The sequence below is a fragment of the Mesorhizobium sp. P160219 genome (genome assembly GCF_057786095.1).
Window position 1 is genome coordinate 2,385,549 of the sequence record NZ_JBYNWG010000001.1, and the last position, 21,110, is coordinate 2,406,658.

19 protein-coding genes are annotated in these 21,110 nt (G+C 62.9%); 5 read left to right on the top strand and 14 right to left on the bottom strand.

The annotated features are described in order from the left end of the window. Positions 1-899: 899 nt before the first annotated feature. Entirely contained in the window at positions 900-1,124 is a 225-nt protein-coding gene (locus AC3EMP_RS11495) for a hypothetical protein (RefSeq protein ID WP_155922421.1), read from the top strand. Positions 1,125-1,380: 256 nt separating this feature from the next. On the opposite strand, the gene AC3EMP_RS11500 is transcribed toward AC3EMP_RS11495, so the two are convergent. The 3 genes from AC3EMP_RS11500 to AC3EMP_RS11510 form a co-directional block, all read right to left on the bottom strand. Next, positions 1,381-1,929 carry a hypothetical protein gene (locus tag AC3EMP_RS11500; RefSeq protein WP_023667774.1) on the bottom strand — a complete coding sequence of 183 codons (549 nt, stop codon included), beginning with the start codon at positions 1,927-1,929 and terminating at the stop codon, positions 1,381-1,383. A 10-nt stretch (positions 1,930-1,939) separates the two neighbouring features. Next, complete coding sequence (locus AC3EMP_RS11505; protein WP_023667775.1) at positions 1,940-3,115, bottom strand: zinc-dependent alcohol dehydrogenase; 1,176 nt, start codon at positions 3,113-3,115, stop codon at positions 1,940-1,942. 527 nt (positions 3,116-3,642) lie between these two features. Then, positions 3,643-4,272 (bottom strand): TetR/AcrR family transcriptional regulator, encoded by a 630-nt coding sequence (locus tag AC3EMP_RS11510; protein WP_023667776.1) that lies wholly within the window; start codon positions 4,270-4,272, stop codon positions 3,643-3,645. A gap of 129 nt (positions 4,273-4,401) precedes the next feature. On the opposite strand from AC3EMP_RS11510, the gene AC3EMP_RS11515 reads away from it, so the two are divergent. Beyond that, entirely contained in the window at positions 4,402-5,298 is an 897-nt protein-coding gene (locus AC3EMP_RS11515) for an NAD(P)/FAD-dependent oxidoreductase (RefSeq protein WP_023667777.1), read from the top strand. Between the two features lie 325 nt (positions 5,299-5,623). Here AC3EMP_RS11515 and AC3EMP_RS11520 read toward each other — a convergent pair whose 3' ends face one another. The 3 genes from AC3EMP_RS11520 to AC3EMP_RS11530 all read right to left on the bottom strand — a co-directional run bounded on the left by AC3EMP_RS11520 (position 5,624) and on the right by AC3EMP_RS11530 (position 9,181). After that, positions 5,624-6,337 (bottom strand): alpha/beta hydrolase, encoded by a 714-nt coding sequence (locus AC3EMP_RS11520; RefSeq protein WP_352712817.1) that lies wholly within the window; start codon positions 6,335-6,337, stop codon positions 5,624-5,626. Positions 6,338-6,447: 110 nt separating this feature from the next. Beyond that, positions 6,448-7,896: an NAD-dependent succinate-semialdehyde dehydrogenase gene (locus AC3EMP_RS11525; protein ID WP_245263947.1), complete on the bottom strand. Its 1,449-nt coding sequence runs from the start codon at positions 7,894-7,896 to the stop codon at positions 6,448-6,450. 58 nt (positions 7,897-7,954) lie between these two features. Next, the gene (locus AC3EMP_RS11530) at positions 7,955-9,181 is read right to left on the bottom strand and encodes an iron-containing alcohol dehydrogenase (RefSeq protein WP_023710075.1); all 1,227 of its coding nucleotides are present in this window, start codon (positions 9,179-9,181) and stop codon (positions 7,955-7,957) included. 172 nt (positions 9,182-9,353) lie between these two features. Here AC3EMP_RS11530 and AC3EMP_RS11535 point away from each other — a divergent pair, with 172 nt between their 5' ends. Beyond that, positions 9,354-10,052 (top strand): GntR family transcriptional regulator, encoded by a 699-nt coding sequence (locus AC3EMP_RS11535; protein WP_023710074.1) that lies wholly within the window; start codon positions 9,354-9,356, stop codon positions 10,050-10,052. A gap of 161 nt (positions 10,053-10,213) precedes the next feature. Further along, on the top strand, positions 10,214-10,807 hold the full coding sequence (locus tag AC3EMP_RS11540) for a DJ-1/PfpI family protein (RefSeq protein ID WP_023732292.1): 594 nt from the start codon (positions 10,214-10,216) through the stop codon (positions 10,805-10,807). 269 nt (positions 10,808-11,076) lie between these two features. Here AC3EMP_RS11540 and AC3EMP_RS11545 read toward each other — a convergent pair whose 3' ends face one another. The 4 genes from AC3EMP_RS11545 to AC3EMP_RS11560 all read right to left on the bottom strand — a co-directional run bounded on the left by AC3EMP_RS11545 (position 11,077) and on the right by AC3EMP_RS11560 (position 14,012). Continuing rightward, positions 11,077-11,709, bottom strand: a complete 633-nt coding sequence (locus AC3EMP_RS11545) for a class I SAM-dependent methyltransferase (protein WP_023710072.1) — start codon at positions 11,707-11,709, stop codon at positions 11,077-11,079. 133 nt (positions 11,710-11,842) lie between these two features. Further along, complete coding sequence (locus AC3EMP_RS11550; protein WP_023667785.1) at positions 11,843-12,442, bottom strand: NADPH-dependent F420 reductase; 600 nt, start codon at positions 12,440-12,442, stop codon at positions 11,843-11,845. 32 nt (positions 12,443-12,474) lie between these two features. Further along, a complete protein-coding gene (locus AC3EMP_RS11555) occupies positions 12,475-13,227 on the bottom strand; it encodes an SDR family NAD(P)-dependent oxidoreductase (RefSeq protein ID WP_023710071.1) in 753 nt (250 codons plus the stop codon). A 50-nt stretch (positions 13,228-13,277) separates the two neighbouring features. Further along, complete coding sequence (locus AC3EMP_RS11560) at positions 13,278-14,012, bottom strand: SDR family NAD(P)-dependent oxidoreductase (RefSeq protein ID WP_023710070.1); 735 nt, start codon at positions 14,010-14,012, stop codon at positions 13,278-13,280. A 230-nt stretch (positions 14,013-14,242) separates the two neighbouring features. Here AC3EMP_RS11560 and AC3EMP_RS11565 point away from each other — a divergent pair, with 230 nt between their 5' ends. Then, positions 14,243-15,139 carry a LysR family transcriptional regulator gene (locus AC3EMP_RS11565; RefSeq protein ID WP_023710069.1) on the top strand — a complete coding sequence of 299 codons (897 nt, stop codon included), beginning with the start codon at positions 14,243-14,245 and terminating at the stop codon, positions 15,137-15,139. Between the two features lie 132 nt (positions 15,140-15,271). On the opposite strand, the gene AC3EMP_RS11570 is transcribed toward AC3EMP_RS11565, so the two are convergent. Genes AC3EMP_RS11570 through AC3EMP_RS11585 form a run of 4 tightly spaced genes read right to left on the bottom strand, consistent with a single transcriptional unit; the run spans position 15,272 to position 21,108 of the window. Next, on the bottom strand, positions 15,272-16,864 hold the full coding sequence (locus AC3EMP_RS11570) for an indolepyruvate oxidoreductase subunit beta family protein (protein WP_023710068.1): 1,593 nt from the start codon (positions 16,862-16,864) through the stop codon (positions 15,272-15,274). Continuing rightward, a complete protein-coding gene (locus AC3EMP_RS11575) occupies positions 16,857-19,010 on the bottom strand; it encodes a thiamine pyrophosphate-dependent enzyme (protein ID WP_023710067.1) in 2,154 nt (717 codons plus the stop codon). The genes AC3EMP_RS11570 and AC3EMP_RS11575 overlap by 8 nt, the downstream gene beginning before the upstream one ends. A 44-nt stretch (positions 19,011-19,054) precedes the next feature. Further along, a complete protein-coding gene (locus AC3EMP_RS11580; RefSeq protein WP_023710066.1) occupies positions 19,055-19,537 on the bottom strand; it encodes a MarR family winged helix-turn-helix transcriptional regulator in 483 nt (160 codons plus the stop codon). Beyond that, a complete protein-coding gene (locus AC3EMP_RS11585) occupies positions 19,537-21,108 on the bottom strand; it encodes a phytoene desaturase family protein (RefSeq protein ID WP_023710065.1) in 1,572 nt (523 codons plus the stop codon). Before AC3EMP_RS11585 ends, AC3EMP_RS11580 begins: the two co-directional genes overlap by 1 nt. Positions 21,109-21,110: the final 2 nt, after the last annotated feature.

A 21,110-nucleotide genomic window follows, 5' to 3' on the forward strand; every position in this document is an offset into this window, starting at 1 on the left:
TAGCGGCGGGTGTTCGGCTGTAAGAACCAAACTGGGTCCCGCGGCCTCTCATGTGCGCGTAGGTGACATCGTCTGCTGGACCGAACGGTCAAGCCGAAGAGCCCAGTTCCTCTCGGCATCGAGCAGTTCATTCTGCTCAATCAAGCCGTTCATAAACAGCCTGAGTATATGCGCAGCTATGCGCTCTCCGTTCTGCGAAGCAAGAGGTAGGGCGCGCTCTTTGCAGACCGTGTGACAAACCTGGGCGAGCATCTCAATCTCGCTTGGCCCCAAAAACCGACCCGGATACAACATACCGTTTTCCTGTTGGAGAGTTGGAATGGCTATCCATTACGCAGGGTCACCGGCAGCCACAATCAACTATGATAGTGAGATGTCGAGTCCCGGTGGAAAAAACAGTGAAGTCCCAAAAGTGGTCGCGCTTGTCTCCGATTGACAGATGCCTCGACGCTACACCGACCAGCGCTACCGCACCCGCTTCATCGACGCGGCTTTGCAAAGGCCTATGACCAGTTCGCTACCAGCTGCCGGACCGCCCAGGCGAGCATGCCGCCGGCCCTCCCGAAGCGCGATGTGGATGAGGCAGCCTTTTCCGTATACATCCAGTTGTTACGTTGCGCATCTGCTTCGGTTCGAAAACTCGCCGCGAGCCTGGCGTGCTCGCGTGTCCGGGCCGAAACAGCCCACATGTTGATAACGACATCGATGAGGCTGCCGCCGACCTCGTTGGCATAGGATGCTTCCCGGCATGGGCATCGACCAATGCCCCGGGCCGACCAGCACGAACCTGCGGGGGCTTTCCCGGAACAAAGCGTCGACGATCCGGTTCGGCAGGAAGCGGCCAAAATTCATGCCATCGGAGATGCCGAGGCAGATGACAGATGAAAGGGAAGCTGAAGATGACGAAGTCTCGCGACCGCACCGTTCCCGGCGACGGCAAGATCGAAACCGGCCCGAACACATCTCCGCAACAGGATCCGGCAGAGGGGTCGCGCGAGACAATCGATCGCGAACTCGAGCGGACAGACGACGATAATAATTCCGACGAAGCGGAACGCTTGCGCCGAGACCTGCGGAAAGGGGTGGCGGAAGAGACCGAGCTTCCCGAACGCGGCTCGGCCTGAGGATCGCCGGAACCTTGCCAAGGCAAGAGACATGGAAGGCTCGACGCCGGTCGGATCGCTGCTTGCTTCGTGCCTTTAACGCACCGGCCACACAACCCATGCGCGGCGGTGACCCAGGAGACGGCGAGAACGGCCGCGCGACGGTCCACTCTGTTCCAGCAAACTCGGCTCGCCGAGAGCTACCACCTCTGGCGTTAGGGCCTGACGAGATGCCACCTGTCCAGGTCGCATGGCGCCAGGGGTTCGGCAATCTCTATCAGGCTGCGCCGGCCTCCTGGCTGCGCTGCGAGCGGGCACGGTCGCGGGCTGCGGCAGTGCCTCCGGGAAAGCCGCTTCGATCGCTGTAGTCGCGTGGCTTGGTCCCGCTCCGAGAGTGGCGCGCGGTCACGCTTTTCGCAGCGATGATGTCGAGCAATGTGATGCCGGCGACCATGGCAAGCGCAAGGCCTACATTATCGCGCTTTGGGTTGCCAGGCCGATACGCTGTCAGCAATGTCGCGATATCCAGGCCGTCGCCGGCCACCCGGCTCCACAGCCCAGCTTGCTTGTCCACTGAAAGCGAGAGTATGCCGCTGCTTATTTCCCGCGCCCCATAAGCGCGGATCAGATCTTCCTTGCCGCGCATGCCGAGCGCGCCGGCAATCCGCTCGGCGCCAACCAGCTCGGCGACGCCAAGCGCGATGCTGAACCAGCCGAGCTTGCGGGCAAGGCCATCGGATGCCCCGACCGCACTCTGCCCAGTCTTCAGCACTTTGGGATCGCCAGGCGATCGGGTGATGTTGGTAAGTTTGGCAATCACGTTCATGACGATTTCCCTACGGTTTCAATACAACCTTGATGCAGCTGTCCTGCTTGTCGCGAAACACCTTGTACATCTCGGGTCCCTGCTCGAGCCCCACGGTATGGGTGATGACGAAGGATGGGTCGATCTGGCCATCTTCGATGCGGCGCAACAGATCCTCGGTCCAACGGTTGACATGGGTCTGCCCCATTCGGAAGGTGAGCCCCTTGTTCATTGCCTGTCCCATCGGAATCTTGTCGACCAGCCCGCTGTAGACGCCGGGGATCGAGATCACGCCGGCCGGCCGGCAGACATAGATCATCTCACGCAGAACGTGCGGTCGATCATTTTCCATCAGCATCAACTGCTTTGCGCGATCGTAGACGGTATCGGGCTGGGCCAGCGAGACGTGGCTTTCCATGCCGACGCAATCGATGCACTTCTCCGGGCCCTTTCCGCCGGTGAGTTCCCGCAGTCGTTCGACGACACTTTCCTCGGCGAAATTGATGGCGATGGCGCCGCCGGCCGCGGCCATGGAAAGCCGTTCCGGCAGGCAATCGATCGCCACCACCTGTTTCGCGCCGAGCAGCAGGGCGCTGCGTATGGCCATCTGCCCGACTGGGCCGCAGCCCCACACCGCAACCGTATCGTTGGGCTCAATGTCGCACTGTGCCGCCGCCTGCCATCCGGTAGGAAAAATATCGCCGAGGAAGAGAACCTGCTCGTCGGTAAGGCTGTCAGGCACCTTTACGTGCGTGGCATCGGCGAACGGCACACGCATGTATTCCGCCTGTCCCCCGGGATAGCCGCCGGTCAAATGAGTGTAGCCGAACAGACCCGCGGTGGTGTGCCCGAACACCTTGTCACCGAGATTCTTCTTGCGGTTTGTGCGTTCGCAAACCGAAAAGTTCTGTCGCTTGCACTGGTCGCACTCACCGCAGATTATGGTGAACGGCACGACGATGCGGTCTCCCTCCTTCAGAGCGCCGTTGACGCCCTTGCCGACCTCGACGACCTCTCCCATCATCTCGTGGCCCATGATGTCGCCGGGCAGCATGGCTGGCACATAGTTGTGGTAGAGGTGAAGGTCGGAGCCGCATATCGCACAACTCGTCACCTTGATGATCGCGTCACGTTCATCCTCAATTCCCGGGTCCGAAACCTGATCGCAGCGTATGTCTTCCTTGCCGTGCCAGACCAACGCTCGCATAGCTTGCTCCTATTTTCGCAAGATCTGTGGGTAGGGACCTCGCGCCTGTCCTAAGCGGGCCGATGCCTGGTTGGATCGACTGTGCCGCTGCTTGTCGAACCACAGGGGCGGACCGATGTTCCGGGAGCTCGAGAGAATTTTTGGGCCATTCCAGACCTGCACCTTGGAAGGATCTGTCGCGGGCACCAGCGGCCTTCCCAGGCGCGTCGGGGCACGAACCGCTGGAGCCCGAGCCACGAATGGACGTACTCAAGTGTACCAAAGAAGGTTCCGTCCGCAGGTGTCCTTCGCGGCGGCTGATACCCCATCTGCTCGATTCTCGCGGGCCATAACCGGCATTCTCTTCCTCGCCCGCACAGGGTCGGCCGAAGCAGCGCTGTGACCGGAGCAGGTAGGAGATGCCGCTCACCGGCGGGCGCGCAGTCCGACCCCGACGCGATCGACATGAGGTGGATGGGCGCCATCGCGACGGCGGCTCTAGCGGAGTATTTCGCAGAAATACAATGATTAGCGGGCAGGGCAGAGTGCTAGCCGTGCGCAGCGATGAACATGGCGACGGCCGACCGGCAATAGGATTCGATTTCGTTGTCGTCCGCCGCTCTCGCCTGATCGAAGCGTGCGATAATCAAAAGATCGGATCCTTTGAAAAGCGCGGCAAACAAGCGGGCGGACCGGAGAGGATCGGGCACGTTCAGAACCGCCTTCGCGTGCAACTGACGCAACAGGACCTCGATTTGGGCGATGACATGGGCGGGGCCGGCTTCGAAATGGAGCTTGCTTAACGACCTTGGATTCGTCTGGTCGGCCATGACCATGGCTTCGACACTGCGGACGTCTGATCTCAACAGCGTGCGAAGCAGGGACGATCCCACCGCCATGAGCTGATCTTCGACCGAACCGCCGACGCCTTCAAGAAGGGCCTGTGGCGCAAACAACTGATGGCAGCCGGCCGCCATCGCCGCGCTGAACAGCGCCTCCTTGTTCTCGAAGTGCCGATAGATGCTGAGTTTGGATATCTTCGCCCGCTGGGCGACCTTGTCCAATGTGGTCGCTTGAAAACCCAATTCCACAAAGAGTTCGGACGCAGCGTCGAGTATCGTTTGGCCAAGCGCCTCGTTGGCGGGCCGGCCGCGCCGGCCCTGGCTATTTTCGGTCACGACAATTCCAGTCCTTGACAGTATCCTAATTCTTGGATTACGATACCATGTAGTTTCTGAAATGCGCAAGCCGATGGGTAGGTTTCAACCAGGTCCAACCAGCCCCTCATCCACAACACGGAGCCCATTATGGATGACGTCATCATCATCGGCGGCAGCTTTGCCGGTCTCGCCGGTGCCCTGCAACTCGGCCGTGCCCGCCGTAAGGTCACCGTTCTCGATACCGGCCTGCCGCGCAACCGCTTCGCCGGCCACTCGCATGGCCTGCTCGGCCACGATCACAAGCCACCGCTGGACATCCTGGCCGAGGCGCGGCGGCAGCTGGCGCGCTATCCCACGATCAAGCTGGTCAATGCCCGGGCCGACAGCCTGTCCGGCGCCATCGACGATTTCTCCGTCCTCACTGGCGATGGCGGAAGCCTCGGCGCGCGCCGCCTGATCCTGAGCTATGGCGTCGCCGACCAGATGCCTGATGTTCCGGGCTTTGCCGAAGGTTGGGGCACGTCCATCGTGCCCTGCCCCTATTGCGACGGCTTTGAAGTCGCCGGCCAGCATTGGGGCCTCGTCTGGTCCGGCCCACAGTCGATGAATCAGGTCAGGCTGTTCCACGATTGGACCGACAGGTTGACGGTCTTTGCCGATGGTCACGACATTCCGCCCGATATCCGGGCCGGTCTGGCGCGCCGCAACATACCTGTCGTCGACGGCCGGATCAGCGAGATCGCCCATCACGGGGGGCATAACGCCACCGTCAAGCTCGATACCGGCCCCAAGGTCGCGGTCGACATCCTGTTCGCGCATCCGCGCAACAAGCCGTCCGCAAGCCTGCATGAATCACTGGGCCTCGCCACGGTCGATACGCCCCTCGGCGTAATCCTCAAGGTCGACGAGCGCCGCGAAACCAGCATGCCCGGCATCTACGCCGCGGGCGACCTCGCCAACCCCCTCACGCCGCCATCGGTCACCCTGGCAATATCGCACGGCGCGATGGCGGGCATCTTCGCCCAGCAGTCGATGCTGGTGTGAGAGCGCAGATTCCCTTCTCCGGGGTGCCGCGGGCTATCATATTCTGAATGTTGCGGGCCGGTGATGCGGAACGCCGGCTCCCGCTCCCTGAGGGGCGTCTTTGGCCGGTCAGCATTGAGAACTCAACTGGGCTGCCTGCATGACGGCGATCGCCGACATCGGTTATCAAGCTCAATCACGCTGGAAAGCATGTCGACGTCGACATCGCCGGCGGGCTTACGGTATGGGGACCGGTGGCGGAAGATTCGCCACCGCAGTCGGCACCTCGATGCTGCGACGCTACTGCGAAGAACGGTCGCGCCCAGTAGCGCTTCTGGCGGAAGTCTCAGGCGGCCACGACGCGGGCCAGCAGTGACGCGGCCTCGGTACCAGCCAAGCCAAGGTCACGGACGCTGCTCATGTGATTGGCCCCACCAAGGTTGGTGCGCGAAACAGTCAGTCCCTGTGTGTCAAGGTGGTCCGTGAAGAGTGCGGCCTGGCTGTGGAACGGCGGCGTTTCATTGGCGCCGACCGAGATATCTACGCCCACGGATGGATCGAAACTGTGGTCGATCGGCGAGAATCGGCGGGCCTCCTCGTCGGTGATCGCGATCTCGGCGGCAAGGAACGACATCTGCAATGGCTTCAGGTCGTAAAGGCCGCCAAGCAGCAGCGCAGCTTTGATGCCGGAAGGCCGCTCGTCACCGTCGAAAAGCATTGTTGCCAGATGCGCACCGGCGGAATGACCGCTAACGGTCAGCAGGCCGGGATTGCCGCCATGGTGTGCGACATTGTCAAATACCCATCGCTTGGCGCGGCGCACCTGGTCGACGATCCTGGCCATCCTGACGGTCGGCATCAGCGCGTAGTCGACAATGACCGCGATCGCACCTGCGTTCGTAACGGTCTCGGCGACGTAGGAATAGTCGCGCTTGGAGAACATGCGCCAATAGCCCCCGTGGATGAACATGTGCACCGGCAGGCGGTCCCGTTTGCCCTCGGGAAAGAACAGATCCACGGTTTCGGTGGCGTCAGCCCCGTAGGCGACATCGGCGACCATGGGAACATTCGCCCTGGTCTCCTCGCTTCTGCGAACGATCTCGGCGACGATGTCATCGAACTCGACCACATGATCGCGAATGCGAAACGGATCTTTGGCGTGATGTCCGCTCACAGGGTCACGGCGATGTACTTGGCCTCCATGAACTCGGCAACGCCGTGCTTCTGACCGCCTTCGCGGCCTAGCCCGCTCTGCTTGACACCTCCGAAAGGCGCCGCCGGATCCGACATCAGGCCGCGGTTGAGCGCGATCATGCCGGACTCGATCTTCGATGCCACGCGCATCCCCCGGCCCAGGTCGCGCGTATAGATGTAGGCAGCGAGACCGTATTCGGTGTCATTGGCTTTGGAGATGACATCCGCCTCGCTTTCGAAGCGACTGATCGGCGCCACGGGACCGAAGATCTCCTCGTGAGCCATGGCAACGTCGGCCGGCACGTCCTTGAGCACCGTTGGCGGATAGAAAAAGCCTCTGCCTTCAGATACGCCGCCGCCACACAGGATTTTGGCGCCGCGGGCAACGGCGTCCTGCACAAGCCGGTCGATCTTGTGCACAGCCTTCCTGGTGATCATCGGCCCGCATTCTGTGTCTGAGTCTGTGCCCGGGCCCAGGTTGAGTGCCGCCATGCGTTTGGTCAAGCCTTCCGCGAAAGCATCATGGATGCCGGCCTGGACGTAAAGCCGGTTGGCGGCCGTGCAGGCTTCGCCGGCGTTGCGCATCTTGGCAACCATCGCACCGTCGAGGGCTGCTTCCAGGTCGGCGTCGTCGAAGACGATGAAGGGTGCGTTGCCGCCAAGCTCCATGGAACAGGAAATGACGTGCTTTGCGGCTTCGGCCAGCAGCACGCGGCCGACGCCGGTCGAGCCGGTGAAGGACAGCTTTCGCACGCGCGGATCGGCCAGCATGGCCGCCGTCACCGGTCCGGGGGTCGAGGTCGTCAGGACGTTGACGACGCCGGGCGGCACGCCGGCTTCCTCGTAGAGCGCCGCAAGCGCATAGGCCGTCAGCGGTGTCTCGCTGGCGGGCTTCAGGACCACCGTACAGCCGGCCGCCAGCGCCGGAGCGATTTTACGTGTCGCCATGGCGGCTGGGAAATTCCATGGCGTGATGAGCACGCAAATGCCGATGGGCTGGTAGTCGACAATGATCCGGTTCGCGCCCGAGGGTGCAAGGCCGAACTCGCCGCTGATGCGGACCGCCTCCTCGGCGTTCCAGCGGAAAAACTCAGCGGCGTAGGCGACTTCACCGCGCGCATCGCGCAGCGCCTTGCCGTTCTCCAGCGAGATCAGCGCAGCCAACGTCTCCATCCGTTCGGTCATCAGTTCGAAGCAGCGCCGCAGGATTTCCGATCGCCTGCGTGGCGGGGTCTCGCGCCAGCCGGCCGCCGCCTTCGCGGCAGCGTCGACGGCGGCGGCGGCATCAGTGAGCGTTGCATCGGGAACCGCAGCGATCACGGCTTCAGTCGAGGGATCGACCACTTCGATCACGCGGCCCTCCGATGAGGGCCGCCAGCGTCCGCCAATGTAGAGACCGTGCGAGACCGTGGCGTAGTCGAACATATCTTGATCCTCGTCGGATATGCCTGCGGCAATGTTCATTGGATGAACTCCTGGTCGATCACATCATGGTGGCGGACATGTCGCCGTCATAGGCAGCCCTGACCAGCCGTCGCATCGCGGTGCGGTCGAACGGACGCGGATTGTTCTTGATCAATCGGTCGATGCCGAGCGCCTGCTCGGCCGTCCAGTCGATCTTGTCTTCGGGAAGACCCAGTTCGGCCAATGTCGGGGTGATGCCGATGGCGCCAAACAGCCGGCTCACCTCCCGGATGGTGGCGTGCGCCAAGGCATCGGCGCCGCCGCCCTGAAGGGAAAGGCCAAGAGCAGTGCCGACTTCCGCAATCTCCGCGGCTGCTGCGGCCAGATTGTAGGTCATCACATAGGGCAGCATGGTGGCCACTCCCAGGCCATGCGGGGTGTGGGTAAGCGCGCCAACGGGATACTGCACCGCATGGGCGGCGGCCGTTCCCGCCGTACCGAAGGCGCAACCGGCGGCCAGCGCTCCCATCATGACGTCGGCGCGCGCATCCTCGTCCGATCCGTCGCGATATGCCTTTTCCAGACTGCGGCCGAGCAGCCTGATGGCCAAAAGCGCGAAATGGTCGGTCAGAGCGCTCTTGCCGATGAACACGTGCTGTTGCGGCAAATGAGGGTCCGCGCCGCGTTTGGCCGCTGTGAAGGCCTCGATTGCGTGCGTCAGCGCGTCGGCGCCGGCGATCGCCGTCAAGGACGGTGGACAGGTCACCGTCAGATCCGGATCGCAAAGCGCCACTGCCGCGATGAGATGCGGACTGGCGATACCCACTTTCAGCGTCCGATCTGGGTCGGAGATCACGGCGACGGGGGTCACCTCGGAGCCTGTTCCAGCCGTCGTCGGCACTGCGATTACCGGAAGGGTAGGGCCGGGTACCTTGAACTCGCCATAGTAGTCCTCGAGCTTGCCGCCATGGCTGAGCAGAAGTGCAGCGCATTTGGCCATGTCGAGGCAGCTGCCGCCCCCGATTCCGATCACCATGTCGGGCTTGAAACCCTTCGCCTGCGCAATGCAGGTGGCGACGCTGTCGCGCGGCACATCCGGCAGCGTTCGGTCGAAGACCAGCGCCTCGATCGCCGCGTTGTGCAAGCCAGCCAGAATCTCGGCGAACTGCGACGTCGCCGCGAAGCGCTCATCGGTACAGACGAACGCACGCCGCCCATATTTGGTGGCAATGGCAGGCAGGACATGGCGCTGGCCTTTGCCAAACAGAATCTCGCTCGGCAGGCGCGCCGCTGCAAACAAGCTCATGCACAAGATCCTGCGAAGACGGATTGGAAGCCGACAGGCTTGGCTTCGTGCCAGAGGCCGACCTCGGCGCTGCAGGTCATGATCATGCGATATCCCCATAAAATCGTATAGGATATAGGATTGAGTTTCGCGAAGCATCATGTTAGTGGGTGGTTCTGTCAAGAGGCAAACGATGCAGAACACGGACCTGACGGTTGACAATGAAGCCCGTGCGACCCGTCGTATTCAGCGCGCCAACAGTTTGGCTGGCGACGTTTACGAAGCAATATTCGCGCAGCTCATGTCTTTGAGGATTGCTCCGGGATCGCGCATCACCGTCGACAATCTTGTCAAGGAATTCAACGTCTCGCATACCCCCATTCGTGAAGCGCTTGGCAGGCTGGAGGGGGAAGGGCTGGTTCTGAAAACCCACCTGATCGGCTATCGCGCCGCCCCACAAATCACCCGCCGGCGCTTCGACGAGCTTTACGAGCTGCGTCTATTGCTTGAACCTGCCGCCGCGGCCAAAGCCACCGCAACAATGGACGGCGAGCGCCTTGCCGCGCTGCAGGAGGCGGCCGGCGTCATGGCTCGGCGGGTGGGGAAAGACGAACGCCTGCGCTATTCGAACTTCGCCCGTCAGGATGCCATCTTCCACGACAAGATCGTCGAGTTCGCCCAAAACGAACTCATTCGCGAGACACTGAATCACCAGCATACCCACTTCCATATCTTCCGGCTGATGTATCACTCCAGGGTGACCGAAGAGGCGCTCGACGAGCACGAGGCTATTCTCGCTGCCTTTGCCGCGGGCGATCCGGACGCCGCCGAAAAAGCCATGCGTGCGCACATCGAAAATTCGCGGGACAGGCTCCTGCCTGCGTTCGAGTAGCCTGGTGATGTTGCTTGTCAGAGGCACCCTCAAGCGCGGCGCGCCGCTGTCCGCCCAGCCTGCCGCCTACGAATTCTATTCCCCGTTCTGAGCCGATTTCGATCCCGGGAAGCGAGGCGCGCAGTGCACCTCGCCCCTGAAACAAGCCGAGAGGAAAAGACATGCCAGCCAAAAAAATCCTGATGCTGACCGGTGATTTCACCGAGGAGTATGAAATCTTCGTCTATCAGCAGGCGATGGAAGCGGTGGGACACACCGTTCATGTCGTGTGCCCCGACAAAAGCGCCGGAGACATGATCAAGACATCGCTGCACGATTTCGAGGGCGATCAGACCTACACCGAAAAGCCCGGCCATAACGCGCTGATCAACAAGACCTTCGCCGACGCCGAGAAGCAGCTGAGCCAGTACGACGCTGTCTATTGCGCCGGCGGTCGTGGCCCCGAATACATCCGCACCGACAGGCGGATACAGGCAATGGTGCGCCATTTCCACGAGGCGAAAAAGCCGATCTTCACGATCTGCCATGGCGTCCAGATTCTGATCGCGGTCGACGGCGTCGTGCGCGGCAAGAAGGTGGCGGCGCTCGCCGCTTGCGAGCCGGAGGTGACGCTTGCCGGCGGCACTTATATCGATTTGTCTCCCACCGACGCCTATGTCGATGGGACCATGGTTTCAGCCAAAGGCTGGACCGCGCTTGCGGCGTTCATCCGTGAATGCCTGAAGGTGCTGGGAACGGAAATCCACCATTCTTGAACCGTTTGTCCCGGCGCATCCCTGAGGGGATGCGCCGGCTCCCTCAACGGCGCGGCGACTTCCGTCATTTCATCAAGTTCAGATCAGGAACCTGCGGCAGGTGTGCTCCAGAACCTTGTGCCATCATCACCTCGGACGCCTTTAAGGCGCTGTCGCATCGCGTGCGTGCACAGCGCGCCATCCTCGTTGACCTTTCCCAGCTTGACGGGTCCGAACCCGAGTTGATGGACTCAATGGGAGGTTGACATGAAGTCGGCGCCCGGGAGCTGTCAGGGCTTCACGAACCGAAACGCGAAGCGATCGGTCTCGCCCTTGATCGCGGGATCGAACACCTTGATCGAGTGCGGGTCATCCTTATTCACCAGCACGGTGCTTTCCGCGTCCAGTACGAAGCCGGCCGCCTCCACCTCCTCGCGGACGAATGCAGGGTCGATCCGATGCAGCGACCGGGTGTCGCTCGTGCCCGACCCAGTGGCGGCGGCGTGGTCGACGATAACGTAGGACCCACCGGGTTTCAGCCGCTTGTAGACAGCTCGATTGAAGTCGGCCGCCGTCGCACCCTTCTTCTGGATCAAGGCGGTGTGAAGATCGTGGTAGAACAGGTGCAGCCATAGGACATCGGCTGGCTGCGTAATCTCCGGCATCGCGACGAGATCCGCCGAGGTGGCTTCGACGTTCTCTCGGCTCGGCTCCTTCGCGAGCGTTCGCATGAGGCCGACCGGATCGTTCTTGAAGTGGGCGACTTCGGCCGGCACGAAGCTGTAGACCCGCCCCTCTGATCCGACGATGTCGGAGAAGAGGCGCGTCCAGTCTCCGTCGCCAGGGTAAACGTCGATCACGGTGGAGCCCGCCTCGATTCGTGCGAACCGGATTAATTCGGACACCTTGGATTGGTCGTACATCGAAATCTCCTTAGGAGTGGATATTCTTCTCGGTGCTCATAGTGATTTCTCCATTTGCTCGGATCGGATCGAGCTTGATCCGATCCGAGTTCCGATCGCGTGCGTCGTCTCTTTGCCGAGGACGTCGCGCTCGTCAGTCGAATTTGACCAAGTCCTTGAAGATCAGATGACCCCATCTGTTTCCGCGCGCCTGGACCAGCAGGCCACCTTCCGACACCCCGCCAAGGTTGATCGGCGCGAAACCGAGATTTTCCGCAAGCTCCCCAATCCGTGTTGCGGCAGCGTCATCGTCGCTTGCCAGGAACACGACCCTCCGGCCACCATGTACGGCCGGATCCTGATCAAGCACCGGGGCGACCAGATGGTTGAAGCCCTTGACCAGTTTTGCGCCAGAGAAGGCCTGCGCGATGAACTTGGAAGAAGGTTGTCCTCCCAGTTCCTCCGGGGGCACGCCATAGGCATTGGTCACATCGATGATCGTCTTCCCCTGCCAGGTAGGGAGCGCCTTCGCGACATTCGGGTGCGCCTCGAAGCGGACAGCCAAAAAGATGATGTCCGCCTTGATGGCTTCCGCCAGTTTTTTGGGGATGATCGTGGGTCCGATCGCGGCCGCATCGGCGGCAAAGCTTTCCGGGTCGCGTGTGGTTGTAACGGAAACTTCGATGCCGTTTCGGGCAAACGCCTTGGCAAGGGCTTGTCCGATATTGCCGAATCCTACGATTGCATAGTTCATAGTACTTCTCCGATCTGGTGCTAATGCCGGGGTCAGACTTGCGCCATGCCTCCGTCGACGGCGAGATCCACGCCGGTGACGAAAGAACTTTCATCGGAGGCGAGGAACGTTACGGCAGCCGCGATTTCCTCTGGTTTGCCCCTGCGACCCATTGGGATCTGTGACGCAAACTGGGCGGCCGCTTGCTCGGCTTGCTCAGGGGTAAGGCCAGTCATTGTCTCCAAGGCCGGCGCCTCGATTGGTCCCGGACTCATTGCATTGACGCGGATTTTGCGGTCTTTGAATTCCAGTGTCCAAGCGCGCGCGAAGTTGCGTACAGCCGCCTTGCTCGCGGCGTAGGTACTAAACCCTGGAAGCCCCAACACGTTCGACACTGAAGAATTCAGGATGATCGAACCGCCGTCTTTGAACAGGGGAAGGGCCTTCTGCACCGTAAAGAACAGACCCTTCACGTTCACATCGAAGGTCTGATCAAAATGTGCCTCGGTAGCGACGGCGAGCGGTGCGATCGTCCCCGCGCCGGCGTTGGCGAAGAGAATGTCGATATGACCATGTTTCACCTTCACGACGGCATAGAGGCGATCCAGATCTTCCAGGAGCGACACGTCACCCACGACCGTCGTAACGTTTTTCATGATGAAGGCTGCGGCCTCCTTCAACTCCTTCTCTCTTCGCCCGGTAATCACGACGTGCGCTCCTTCTTCTACGAAGCGCTTGGCTGTGGCCAATCCGATCCCGCTGCTTCCGCCCGTGATGACTGCGATCTTGCCTTCGAGTTTTTTCATAATTCTTTGTCTTTCGTTGCGCGCGGCCCAGGTACGGACCGCGCTGGGGGTCAGAGTTGAGCCAGGCCGCCGTCGACGGCGACTTCGCTGGCGGTCATGAAGCTGCTGTCCGGCGACGCGAGGAAGGCGGCCACGGCCCCGATCTCCGCCGGATTGGCCATGCGCTGGAGCGGAGTCATCGCGCCGTAGGCCTTCTGGCCTTCCTCGCCCAACGCCTCCTTCGCGAGTTCGGTCGCCGTCGCCCCGGGCGACAACACGTTTACCCGGATGCCGGTGCCCTTCAGGTCCTCCGCCCAGGTCCGCGCCAGGTTGCGCACTGCCGCCTTGCTCGCGCTATAGGCAGTGAACCCCGGAGCGCCCGTGGTGCCGGCGCTCGACCCGGTCAGGATGATCGAACCGCCCTGGCTCATCAGCGGCAGCGCCTTCTGGACCGTGAAGATCGTACCCTTCACATTGGTGTCGAAGGTTTCGTCAATGTGCCTGGCGGTGATCTGCCCGAGCGGAAGCGGACTTCCCGCCCCGGCATTGGCGAAGACGATATCGAGGCTTCCGCGCTCGGCCTTCACCGCAGCGTAGAGTCGGTCGAGGTCGGCCTCATCCGAGACCGAGCCCTTAACCGCGCGGGCACTAGGCCCAAGGTCGGCCACGGCAGCGTCGAGCGCTTCCTGCCGGCGGCCGAAGATGAAGACGAAGGCGCCCTCCTCGATAAAGCGCTTGGCTGCGGCGCGGCCGATGCCCGTAGCGCCGCCGGTTATCACAGCGGTCTTTCCATTCAGTCTGTTCATTTCATGCATCCTTCGTTTCGCCGTCTCGTGTCTTTGGCTGTACGGGAAAGTCCCGCGAGAGCCTCAAGATGGGTTCGCCGAAGTCGGGCGGTGAGTGCGCAATCGCGCACATCGCTGGTGCGAAAACGATCCAGCTAGATGATTGAACGCCACGATGACCGCACGAACTTACGGCTGATCGTGTTAGTATGGGCTTTTGCAAGCCGCACTGCGCTGCGCAGGAATGCACCATGATCGACTGGGATGACGTCCGCTACTTTCTTGCCGCCGCGCGCGGCGGCTCGGTGCGTGCTGCCGCCGCGCACCTCGGTGTGAACCACTCGACCGTGCTGCGACGCATCGCTCAGTTCGAGGAACGCCTCGGGGCGCAGATGTTCGAAAAGCTGCCTTCCGGCTACCGCTTGACGGCTGCGGGCGAAGAGGTCCTCGATCTCGCGACCCAGATGGAAGCGTCGTCGCACCAGCTGGAGACGCGAGTCTTCGGTCGTGACCAGAGCGCGCGCGGGCTTTTGCGGGTGACGCTTCCACCGTTCCTCGCCACACACCTGCTCATGCCGGATCTCGCCGACTTCGCGCGTTTGCATCGCGACATCGAGATGGAAATCTTGTCGTCCGGTGAGCTGGCAAATCTGACCAACCGAGAGGCCGACGTCGCGATCCGCATTGTCGCCGACCGCAAGACCCTGCCGCTCAATCTTCACGGCCTGGAGGGACCGGAGCTGTTCAGCGGCGTCTACATGTCTCGCGATCGGCTAGCCGCGTGGCGTGCGGGCACGCCTGATCCCATCCGGTGGATAGGCATAGACAATCATGGAATTCCGGACTGGGCGCGCGAGGGAGAAGTTCACGTCACGGGAGTACCGTTCAGGACACCTGACGCCGAGACGCAGATCATCGCGGCGCACCAGGGGATTGGGATAACGAAACTGCCGTGCTTCGTCGGAGATGCCGACCCCCTGCTGGTGAGGGTGCCGGGGATCGACGTGCCCATGCATGGGACACTGTGGCTTCTCACGCAAGGCGAGACACGCAAGACGAAGCGGGTGCGGCTCTTCACCGAGTTCGTATCCCGCAGGCTCGCCACGTACGCTCCGCTTCTCTCGGGGCTCTCCATATCGCGCGACTGACGCCCGGCAGGTCCGCCGGCAACGCTTCCCGCAATCCGGGTGGAAGCCGAGCTGCGATCGCCTGAAGCGGCGTGTTCAATCCGCGAATCCAGTGGGAGTAGGAAACGGCGGCAGTAGCGTAGAGGTACCAGCCTAAGCTCGACCTCTTCCCACACCATGATCAGATAACGATGCCACTGTCTTCAGCGCGCCATCGAGCATGTCGCCTTTCTCGTCTTTCAGCGCAGCTTCGCGCAACCGCCTGATCCAGTCGGCAGCGTCATCGCGGCCCTTGACCAGATCGAGCGCCGACAGCACGCGATCGAATTTGGACTGGGCGCGGAGGTGGGTGTCGCTGTAGCCCTTGATCAGCCGGCGGCAGTTCAAGATTTCGACGGCGAGCGCGTAGTCCTGAGGCGCGTGGCTGAGCGCCAGCGCATACCAGCGCTCCAGATGCGCCGTCTCGACCTTGTGGCGCAACAGGCGCCGCCGCCAGCGGCGCAGGCCGCCGATGAACCAGAGGACCGCAAAGCCGGCAAAGCTGTCGGTGCGGATGCGCCGGCCATGATTGATGCGCCGGTCGAGAAAGCCTGCAAGTTTCGGTCGGTTCTCGATGTAGCTGCCCAACCCCGCCGGCAAAGTGCCGCAGAACTCCTCGATGCGCGGATGGAAATACTCGGTCACCTGCAGGATGGAGCCGTTCTTGACGCCCACCTCCTTGCGCACCCGCCGGTCACGCGTCGAACGTGTCTTGAGATCGGCGACGCGGATCATGTCGTCGTAGCACAGCGCGTTGGCCAGATGCTTGGCGGCAACGATGGACAATGCATGGGCATGGCCGGGATCATCGAGCGCAACGGCCTTGTCCAACCGGTCGAGATAGTCGCGGCCATAGGCGATGTCCTGGTAGTCGACGACCTTTCTCAGGCCTCGAAGCGCCATGTCGCGCACCGCCGCGGGCATCAGGTCGATGCGGGCGGCCAGCGCCTGCCAACCCTGCAGCAGGTTCTGCGGACCGCTCACGCGCCCTGCACCCGGAGCGGGTTCGACCGGGGCCGGTTCTGCCGGCTCTGGCGCGGGGACCGTCGTACCGCGCGCGCGGTCGTAGGCTACGGCGAAGGCAGCGAGGCTGGCTTTCGCGCCTCGGCCGCCGGCGCCGATCGCTTGCTCATAGCTTTCACGCGTGAACGGCAATGCGTCGGAGCCGGCCAGCGCGCCAAGCAGGCTGGCGGAAATCATCGAGCCATTGTCGGCGGCGATCTTTTCCATGTCGAAGGCGATGAAGCGTTTCGATGCAGCTTCCGCCGTCGCGTGTACCTTGGAAGACGAGGCCCGGCCGTCACCCGGCTCGATCTTTTCCGACACCGCCGCAATGCGATGCGAAGAAGCAATGAGCGTGGTGCGATCGGGCGTGACGAAGCCCCTGATGATGGCGCGGCCGGCTTCCATCAGCTCGGCGGCGATCAATATGTCGACGTCGCCCTGCGAAGGCGACAGGGCAAAGACCGGCAGCCGGCCGGTGTCGCGGGCCATCTCGACGTAATAGATCGTAGCGCCGGTGCGCTGGGCGACGCCGGCGACGGAGGTCGATTGCGCGACGTAACCATTGCGCTCGGCGACATCGGTGATCCAGTCGGCGAGCACACCGCCGCCCTGGCCACCGACCGCGAGCAAAGCGAGTTTGATCACCGGCTCGGTATCGGCGGCACCGGATTTCGGGCGCAAGGGCGAAGCCTGGTCAAGCATCGGCGAACGTCAACCTACGGCTCTCGCGGCGGCGCTGCATCAGGCCGATCACGGCGCGGCGAGCGCTTTCCAGGAAACGGTCCCAGCGGCCCGGATTGTGCACGACATCGGCGCGGTAGAAGGATGGGCACAGCACGGCGGCGTCCGCCACCTCCCCGCAATTGCCGCAGCCGACGCAGCTCTGGTCGATCGATGCCACCGGATCGTCACGCAAGGGATCGTCGAGCGATTTCACCGACAGCGACGGGCAGCCGGACAGCCGCATGCAGGCGTGGTCGCCGGTGCAGATGTCCTCGTCGACGCCGAATTTCGGCTTGACGACACGGGTCCCTCCCTTGATCGCCTTGTCGACCAGCGGCTTTTCGCGACGCTGGCGGTTGAGCATGCATTCGGAAGAGGCGACGATGACCTTTGGTCCCTTTTCCTCCGTCGTCAGCGCCTCGCGCAGCGTGTCCTGCATCTTGCCGACATCGTAGGTGCGGTCGATGTGGCGCAGCCATTTGACGCCCATGCCCTTCACCGCTTCGGTGATCGGATGCTTGGTCGACTTGGTCTTGTTGCCCGCACGCGACGACAATATGTCCTGCCCACCGGTGGCGGCGGAGTAAAAATTGTCGACGATGACGATGACGCCGTCATTCTTGTTGAACACCGCGTTGCCGATCGAGGAGGTCAGGCCGTTGTGCCAGAAGCCGCCATCGCCGACGAAGGAGATCGACCTCCGTTTGGCGTCGGGCGAATTGAAGGCTGAAGCCGAGGCCGGCCCGAGCCCGTAACCCATGGTGGTGGCGCCAAGCTCGAAGGGCGGCATGATCGAGAACAAATGGCAGCCGATGTCGGAGGCGATGTGGTGCTTGCCGAGTTCCTGCTCGACCAGCTTTGTCGCGGCAAAGATCGGCCGCTCCGGGCAACCGATGCAGAAGCCCGGCGGACGGCCCGGCACGACATTGATCAGGTCGGCGGTGTCGACGCCGTCGCCGACCTTGTTGGGCGCGCGCACCTCGCCCGGCAAGAGATGCGAGGCCTCGGCGCGCAGGAAGGCGCCGATGCCGTCGAGCATGACCTGGCCGGTGTATTCGCCGGCCATCGGCAGATACTCCTTGCCGACCAGCCTGGTACCGCGCCCGGCCTTGTGCAGCATGGCGGCAAAGGCTTGCTCGATGTAGTTGGGCTGGCCCTCCTCGACCACGAGCACCGCCTGCTTGCCTTCGGAGAAAGACAGGAACTCATCGTCTATCAGGGGATAGACGGCGTTGAGCACATAGAGCGGCACATCCGTCTCGCCGTAGGTGTCGGCAAGGCCGAGACGCTGCAAGGCGCGGATGACCGAATTGTACATGCCGCCCTGCATGACGATGCCGACCGAACCGTAATCCGAGCCGAAGAATTCGTTGATCTTGTTCCTCGCGATGAAATCGACAGCCGCCGGCCAGCGTTTTTGCACCTTCTCCTTCTCGTGCAGGAAGGAGGCGGGTGGCAGCACGATGCGGCCGGTGTCGCGGCGCGGCGCGTCGAGCGCATCGGCCACCGTCATCGGCGGGCGCTTGTTGTCCTTGGCTATGAAGTGGCCGTGGACGTGGCAGCAGCGGATGCGCACCTGCAGCATCACCGGAGTATTGGACGCTTCGGACAGCTCGAAACCATCCTCCACCGCCTTGACGATCGAAGGCAGGTTCGGGCGCGGGTCGAGCAGCCAGACCTGGCTTTTCATGGCGAAGGCATGGCTACGCTCCTGCATGATCGAGGAGCCCTCGCCATAATCCTCGCCGACGATGATCAGCGCGCCGCCGGTGACGCCGCCGGAGGCGAGATTGGCGAGCGCGTCGGAAGCGACATTGGTGCCGACAGTCGACTTGAAGGTCGCCGCGCCACGGATGGGGTAATGCACCGAGGCCGCCAGCATGGCGGTGGCGGTGGCTTCCGAGGCGCTCGCCTCGAAATGCACGCCGAGTTCGCCCAGAATGTCCTGCGCGTCGGCCAGCACGTCCATCAGATGGCTGATCGGCGCGCCCTGGTAGCCGCCGACATAGCCGACGCCGCATTGCAGCAGCGCCTTGGTGATGGCGAGAATGCCTTCGCCGGCAAATTCCTCGCCGGCGCCGAGCCTGAGTTTTTCGACTTCCTTGGCAAAAGACCGTTCGGCCATTTTTCCAACCTTCCGTTGCCGGCGGTGCGGCCGGCGCCTAACGTCTAGATGTCGTGCTTGCGAATGTTCTTCAGCATCTTCTGCAATGTGGCGATCAGCGCCGCGTATTCGGCGTCGTCGACATCGTCGAACATCGCCTCGAACGCGTCATGCATTGCCGGCCAGGCGCGCGCGAACTCGGCGCGGCCGTCATCGGTCAGGAAGACATGGCGGATGCGGCTGTCTGTGACGCCTTGCTCGCGCCGCACGAAGCCTTGCCCTTCCAGCGTGTCGAGCGTGCGGCTCAAGGTCGACTGCTCGATGACGGTGTAGACCGAGAGGTCGTTGACGGTGACGCCGTCGGTGACCGACAGCACAGCCAGCGTGCGGACCTGCGGAATGGTCAGGCCCTGCTTGCGGAAATCGTCGCGCAAGGTTGCGTTGTAGCGCCCCATGATGCGGTTCATCAGATAGGGCGCGAATTGCTGCAGGCCGATCTGGCCGAGGGTCGAGATGTGCTGGCGCTTTTCCAGAACCTTCTGCTCCATCACAGCCTCCCCGCCAGGAGAAAGCCGGAACCGCCACCGAGGCCCGCGCCTGGATGGGTCGAGGCGCCGATATGGTAGAGGTTCTTGATGCCGGTCTGATGGTTGCGGCTGGTCTTGAACGGCCGCCAGAGGAACGACTGGTCGATAGTCGACGAGCCGCCATAGGGGTCGCCGCCGACCAGGTTGATGTTCATCGCTTCGAGATCGGCCGGCGAATAGGCGCGGCGCGCAATGACGCTATCCTTGAAGCCGTCGATGTGGCTGGCGAGGATCGCCTCCGCGCGGTCGGCATAGGCCTCGCGCAGCGCGTCGGTCCAGCGGCCGCCAGCCGGTGCATGCAGCGCGCCTGCGGCGTCGCCCTTGATGTGCCTGGGCGCCTCGGGCAGTTGCAGCCACAGGATCGCCTTGCCCTCCGGGCAGCGCGACGGATCGAGCGCATGCGGCTGGCCGACGCAGATGGTCGGCACTTCGGGCAGCATGCCGCGCGCCGCCTCGTTGCAGGCTTTCGAGACGCCATCGAGCCCCGGCGTCAGGTGCAACAATGCCACCTGGTCCAGGCCATCACCGCGCCATGCCGGCGGCTTGTTCAGCGCATAGTGAATCTGGAAATTGCCTTTGCCGTAGCGATATTTCTGTGTCGCTTCGACATCCGCCTTGGGAGCCTCGCTGCCGAGCAACCGGTGGTAAAGCTGCGTCGGCGTGACCGAACAGATGACGCTCTTGTTTGCTGTAATCGTTTCGCCCGAGGCGAGCCGTACGCCGGTCGCGCGGCCACCGCTCTGGACGATCGAGGCGACATCGGCGGCGGTACGGATGTCGCCACCACGTTCCCTTATCAGAGCTTCGAAGGCGGTGAGCAGGGTCTTCGCTCCACCCTTGACGATCGGCGCCCCGGCCGCTTCCAGCGCGAAGGCAATGACCTTGGCGATCTGCCCTGAGAAGGCGTCTTCCGGTCCGAGCCCGGCGTGCAGCACCCAGGGCGCCCACAGCGCGCGGATTGTCTCGGACCGATAGGTGCTTTCCAGCCAGCTGCGCGCCGGCACCAGTGCTTCGCCGAGAAAGGTGGCAAGGCCGCGTGGGCTGCGCCGCCAGGCATCGCCGGCCAGCAGTTTCGCCGTCGGATAGGACCACAGGCTGCCGCCGAGCAGGCCGAACAACAGGCCGGCATTGCGCTCGATGCCGCTGACATCGTCCGCATGCCGGTCGCCATCGTCGGCGGCAATCGCATTGATTGCCGCGACATTGGCGGCGCGGTTGGTGGTGAGCACTGCATGACTGCCGTCCGGCCGCAGCACGCCGGTTGGCGTGCCGGTGTGGCAGAATTCCAGCCCGTGCCTGGCGAGATCGCCGCCCAACGCCGCAAAAGCCGGCGAGGTGATGAACAGCACGAAGGTGGTTGCCATCACGTCATGGATAAAGCCGGGAGCGGTGATCTCCTCGGTACGCACGCAGCCGCCGATGCGGTCATTGCGCTCGAGGACGAGCACACGCGCCCCTTTGCCGCCGAGCATCGCCGCGCAGACCAGCGCGTTGATGCCGCTGCCAACGATGATGTGATCCGGCTGGCTCACCT

Bases quoted from the DNA above. Each gene is read 5' to 3' on its own strand.
- AC3EMP_RS11495 (WP_155922421.1), top strand. From the start codon at position 900: ATGACGAAGTCTCGCGACCGCACCGTTCCCGGCGACGGCAAGATCGAA.
- AC3EMP_RS11500 (WP_023667774.1), bottom strand. From the start codon at position 1,929: ATGAACGTGATTGCCAAACTTACCAACATCACCCGATCGCCTGGCGAT.
- AC3EMP_RS11505 (WP_023667775.1), bottom strand. From the start codon at position 3,115: ATGCGAGCGTTGGTCTGGCACGGCAAGGAAGACATACGCTGCGATCAG.
- AC3EMP_RS11515 (WP_023667777.1), top strand. From the start codon at position 4,402: ATGGATGACGTCATCATCATCGGCGGCAGCTTTGCCGGTCTCGCCGGT.
- AC3EMP_RS11520 (WP_352712817.1), bottom strand. From the start codon at position 6,337: ATGGTCGCCGATGTCGCCTACGGGGCTGACGCCACCGAAACCGTGGAT.
- AC3EMP_RS11525 (WP_245263947.1), bottom strand. From the start codon at position 7,896: ATGTTCGACTACGCCACGGTCTCGCACGGTCTCTACATTGGCGGACGC.
- AC3EMP_RS11530 (WP_023710075.1), bottom strand. From the start codon at position 9,181: ATGAGCTTGTTTGCAGCGGCGCGCCTGCCGAGCGAGATTCTGTTTGGC.
- AC3EMP_RS11535 (WP_023710074.1), top strand. From the start codon at position 9,354: ATGCAGAACACGGACCTGACGGTTGACAATGAAGCCCGTGCGACCCGT.
- AC3EMP_RS11540 (WP_023732292.1), top strand. From the start codon at position 10,214: ATGCCAGCCAAAAAAATCCTGATGCTGACCGGTGATTTCACCGAGGAG.
- AC3EMP_RS11545 (WP_023710072.1), bottom strand. From the start codon at position 11,709: ATGTACGACCAATCCAAGGTGTCCGAATTAATCCGGTTCGCACGAATC.
- AC3EMP_RS11550 (WP_023667785.1), bottom strand. From the start codon at position 12,442: ATGAACTATGCAATCGTAGGATTCGGCAATATCGGACAAGCCCTTGCC.
- AC3EMP_RS11555 (WP_023710071.1), bottom strand. From the start codon at position 13,227: ATGAAAAAACTCGAAGGCAAGATCGCAGTCATCACGGGCGGAAGCAGC.
- AC3EMP_RS11560 (WP_023710070.1), bottom strand. From the start codon at position 14,012: ATGAACAGACTGAATGGAAAGACCGCTGTGATAACCGGCGGCGCTACG.
- AC3EMP_RS11565 (WP_023710069.1), top strand. From the start codon at position 14,243: ATGATCGACTGGGATGACGTCCGCTACTTTCTTGCCGCCGCGCGCGGC.
- AC3EMP_RS11570 (WP_023710068.1), bottom strand. From the start codon at position 16,864: ATGCTTGACCAGGCTTCGCCCTTGCGCCCGAAATCCGGTGCCGCCGAT.
- AC3EMP_RS11575 (WP_023710067.1), bottom strand. From the start codon at position 19,010: ATGGCCGAACGGTCTTTTGCCAAGGAAGTCGAAAAACTCAGGCTCGGC.
- AC3EMP_RS11580 (WP_023710066.1), bottom strand. From the start codon at position 19,537: ATGGAGCAGAAGGTTCTGGAAAAGCGCCAGCACATCTCGACCCTCGGC.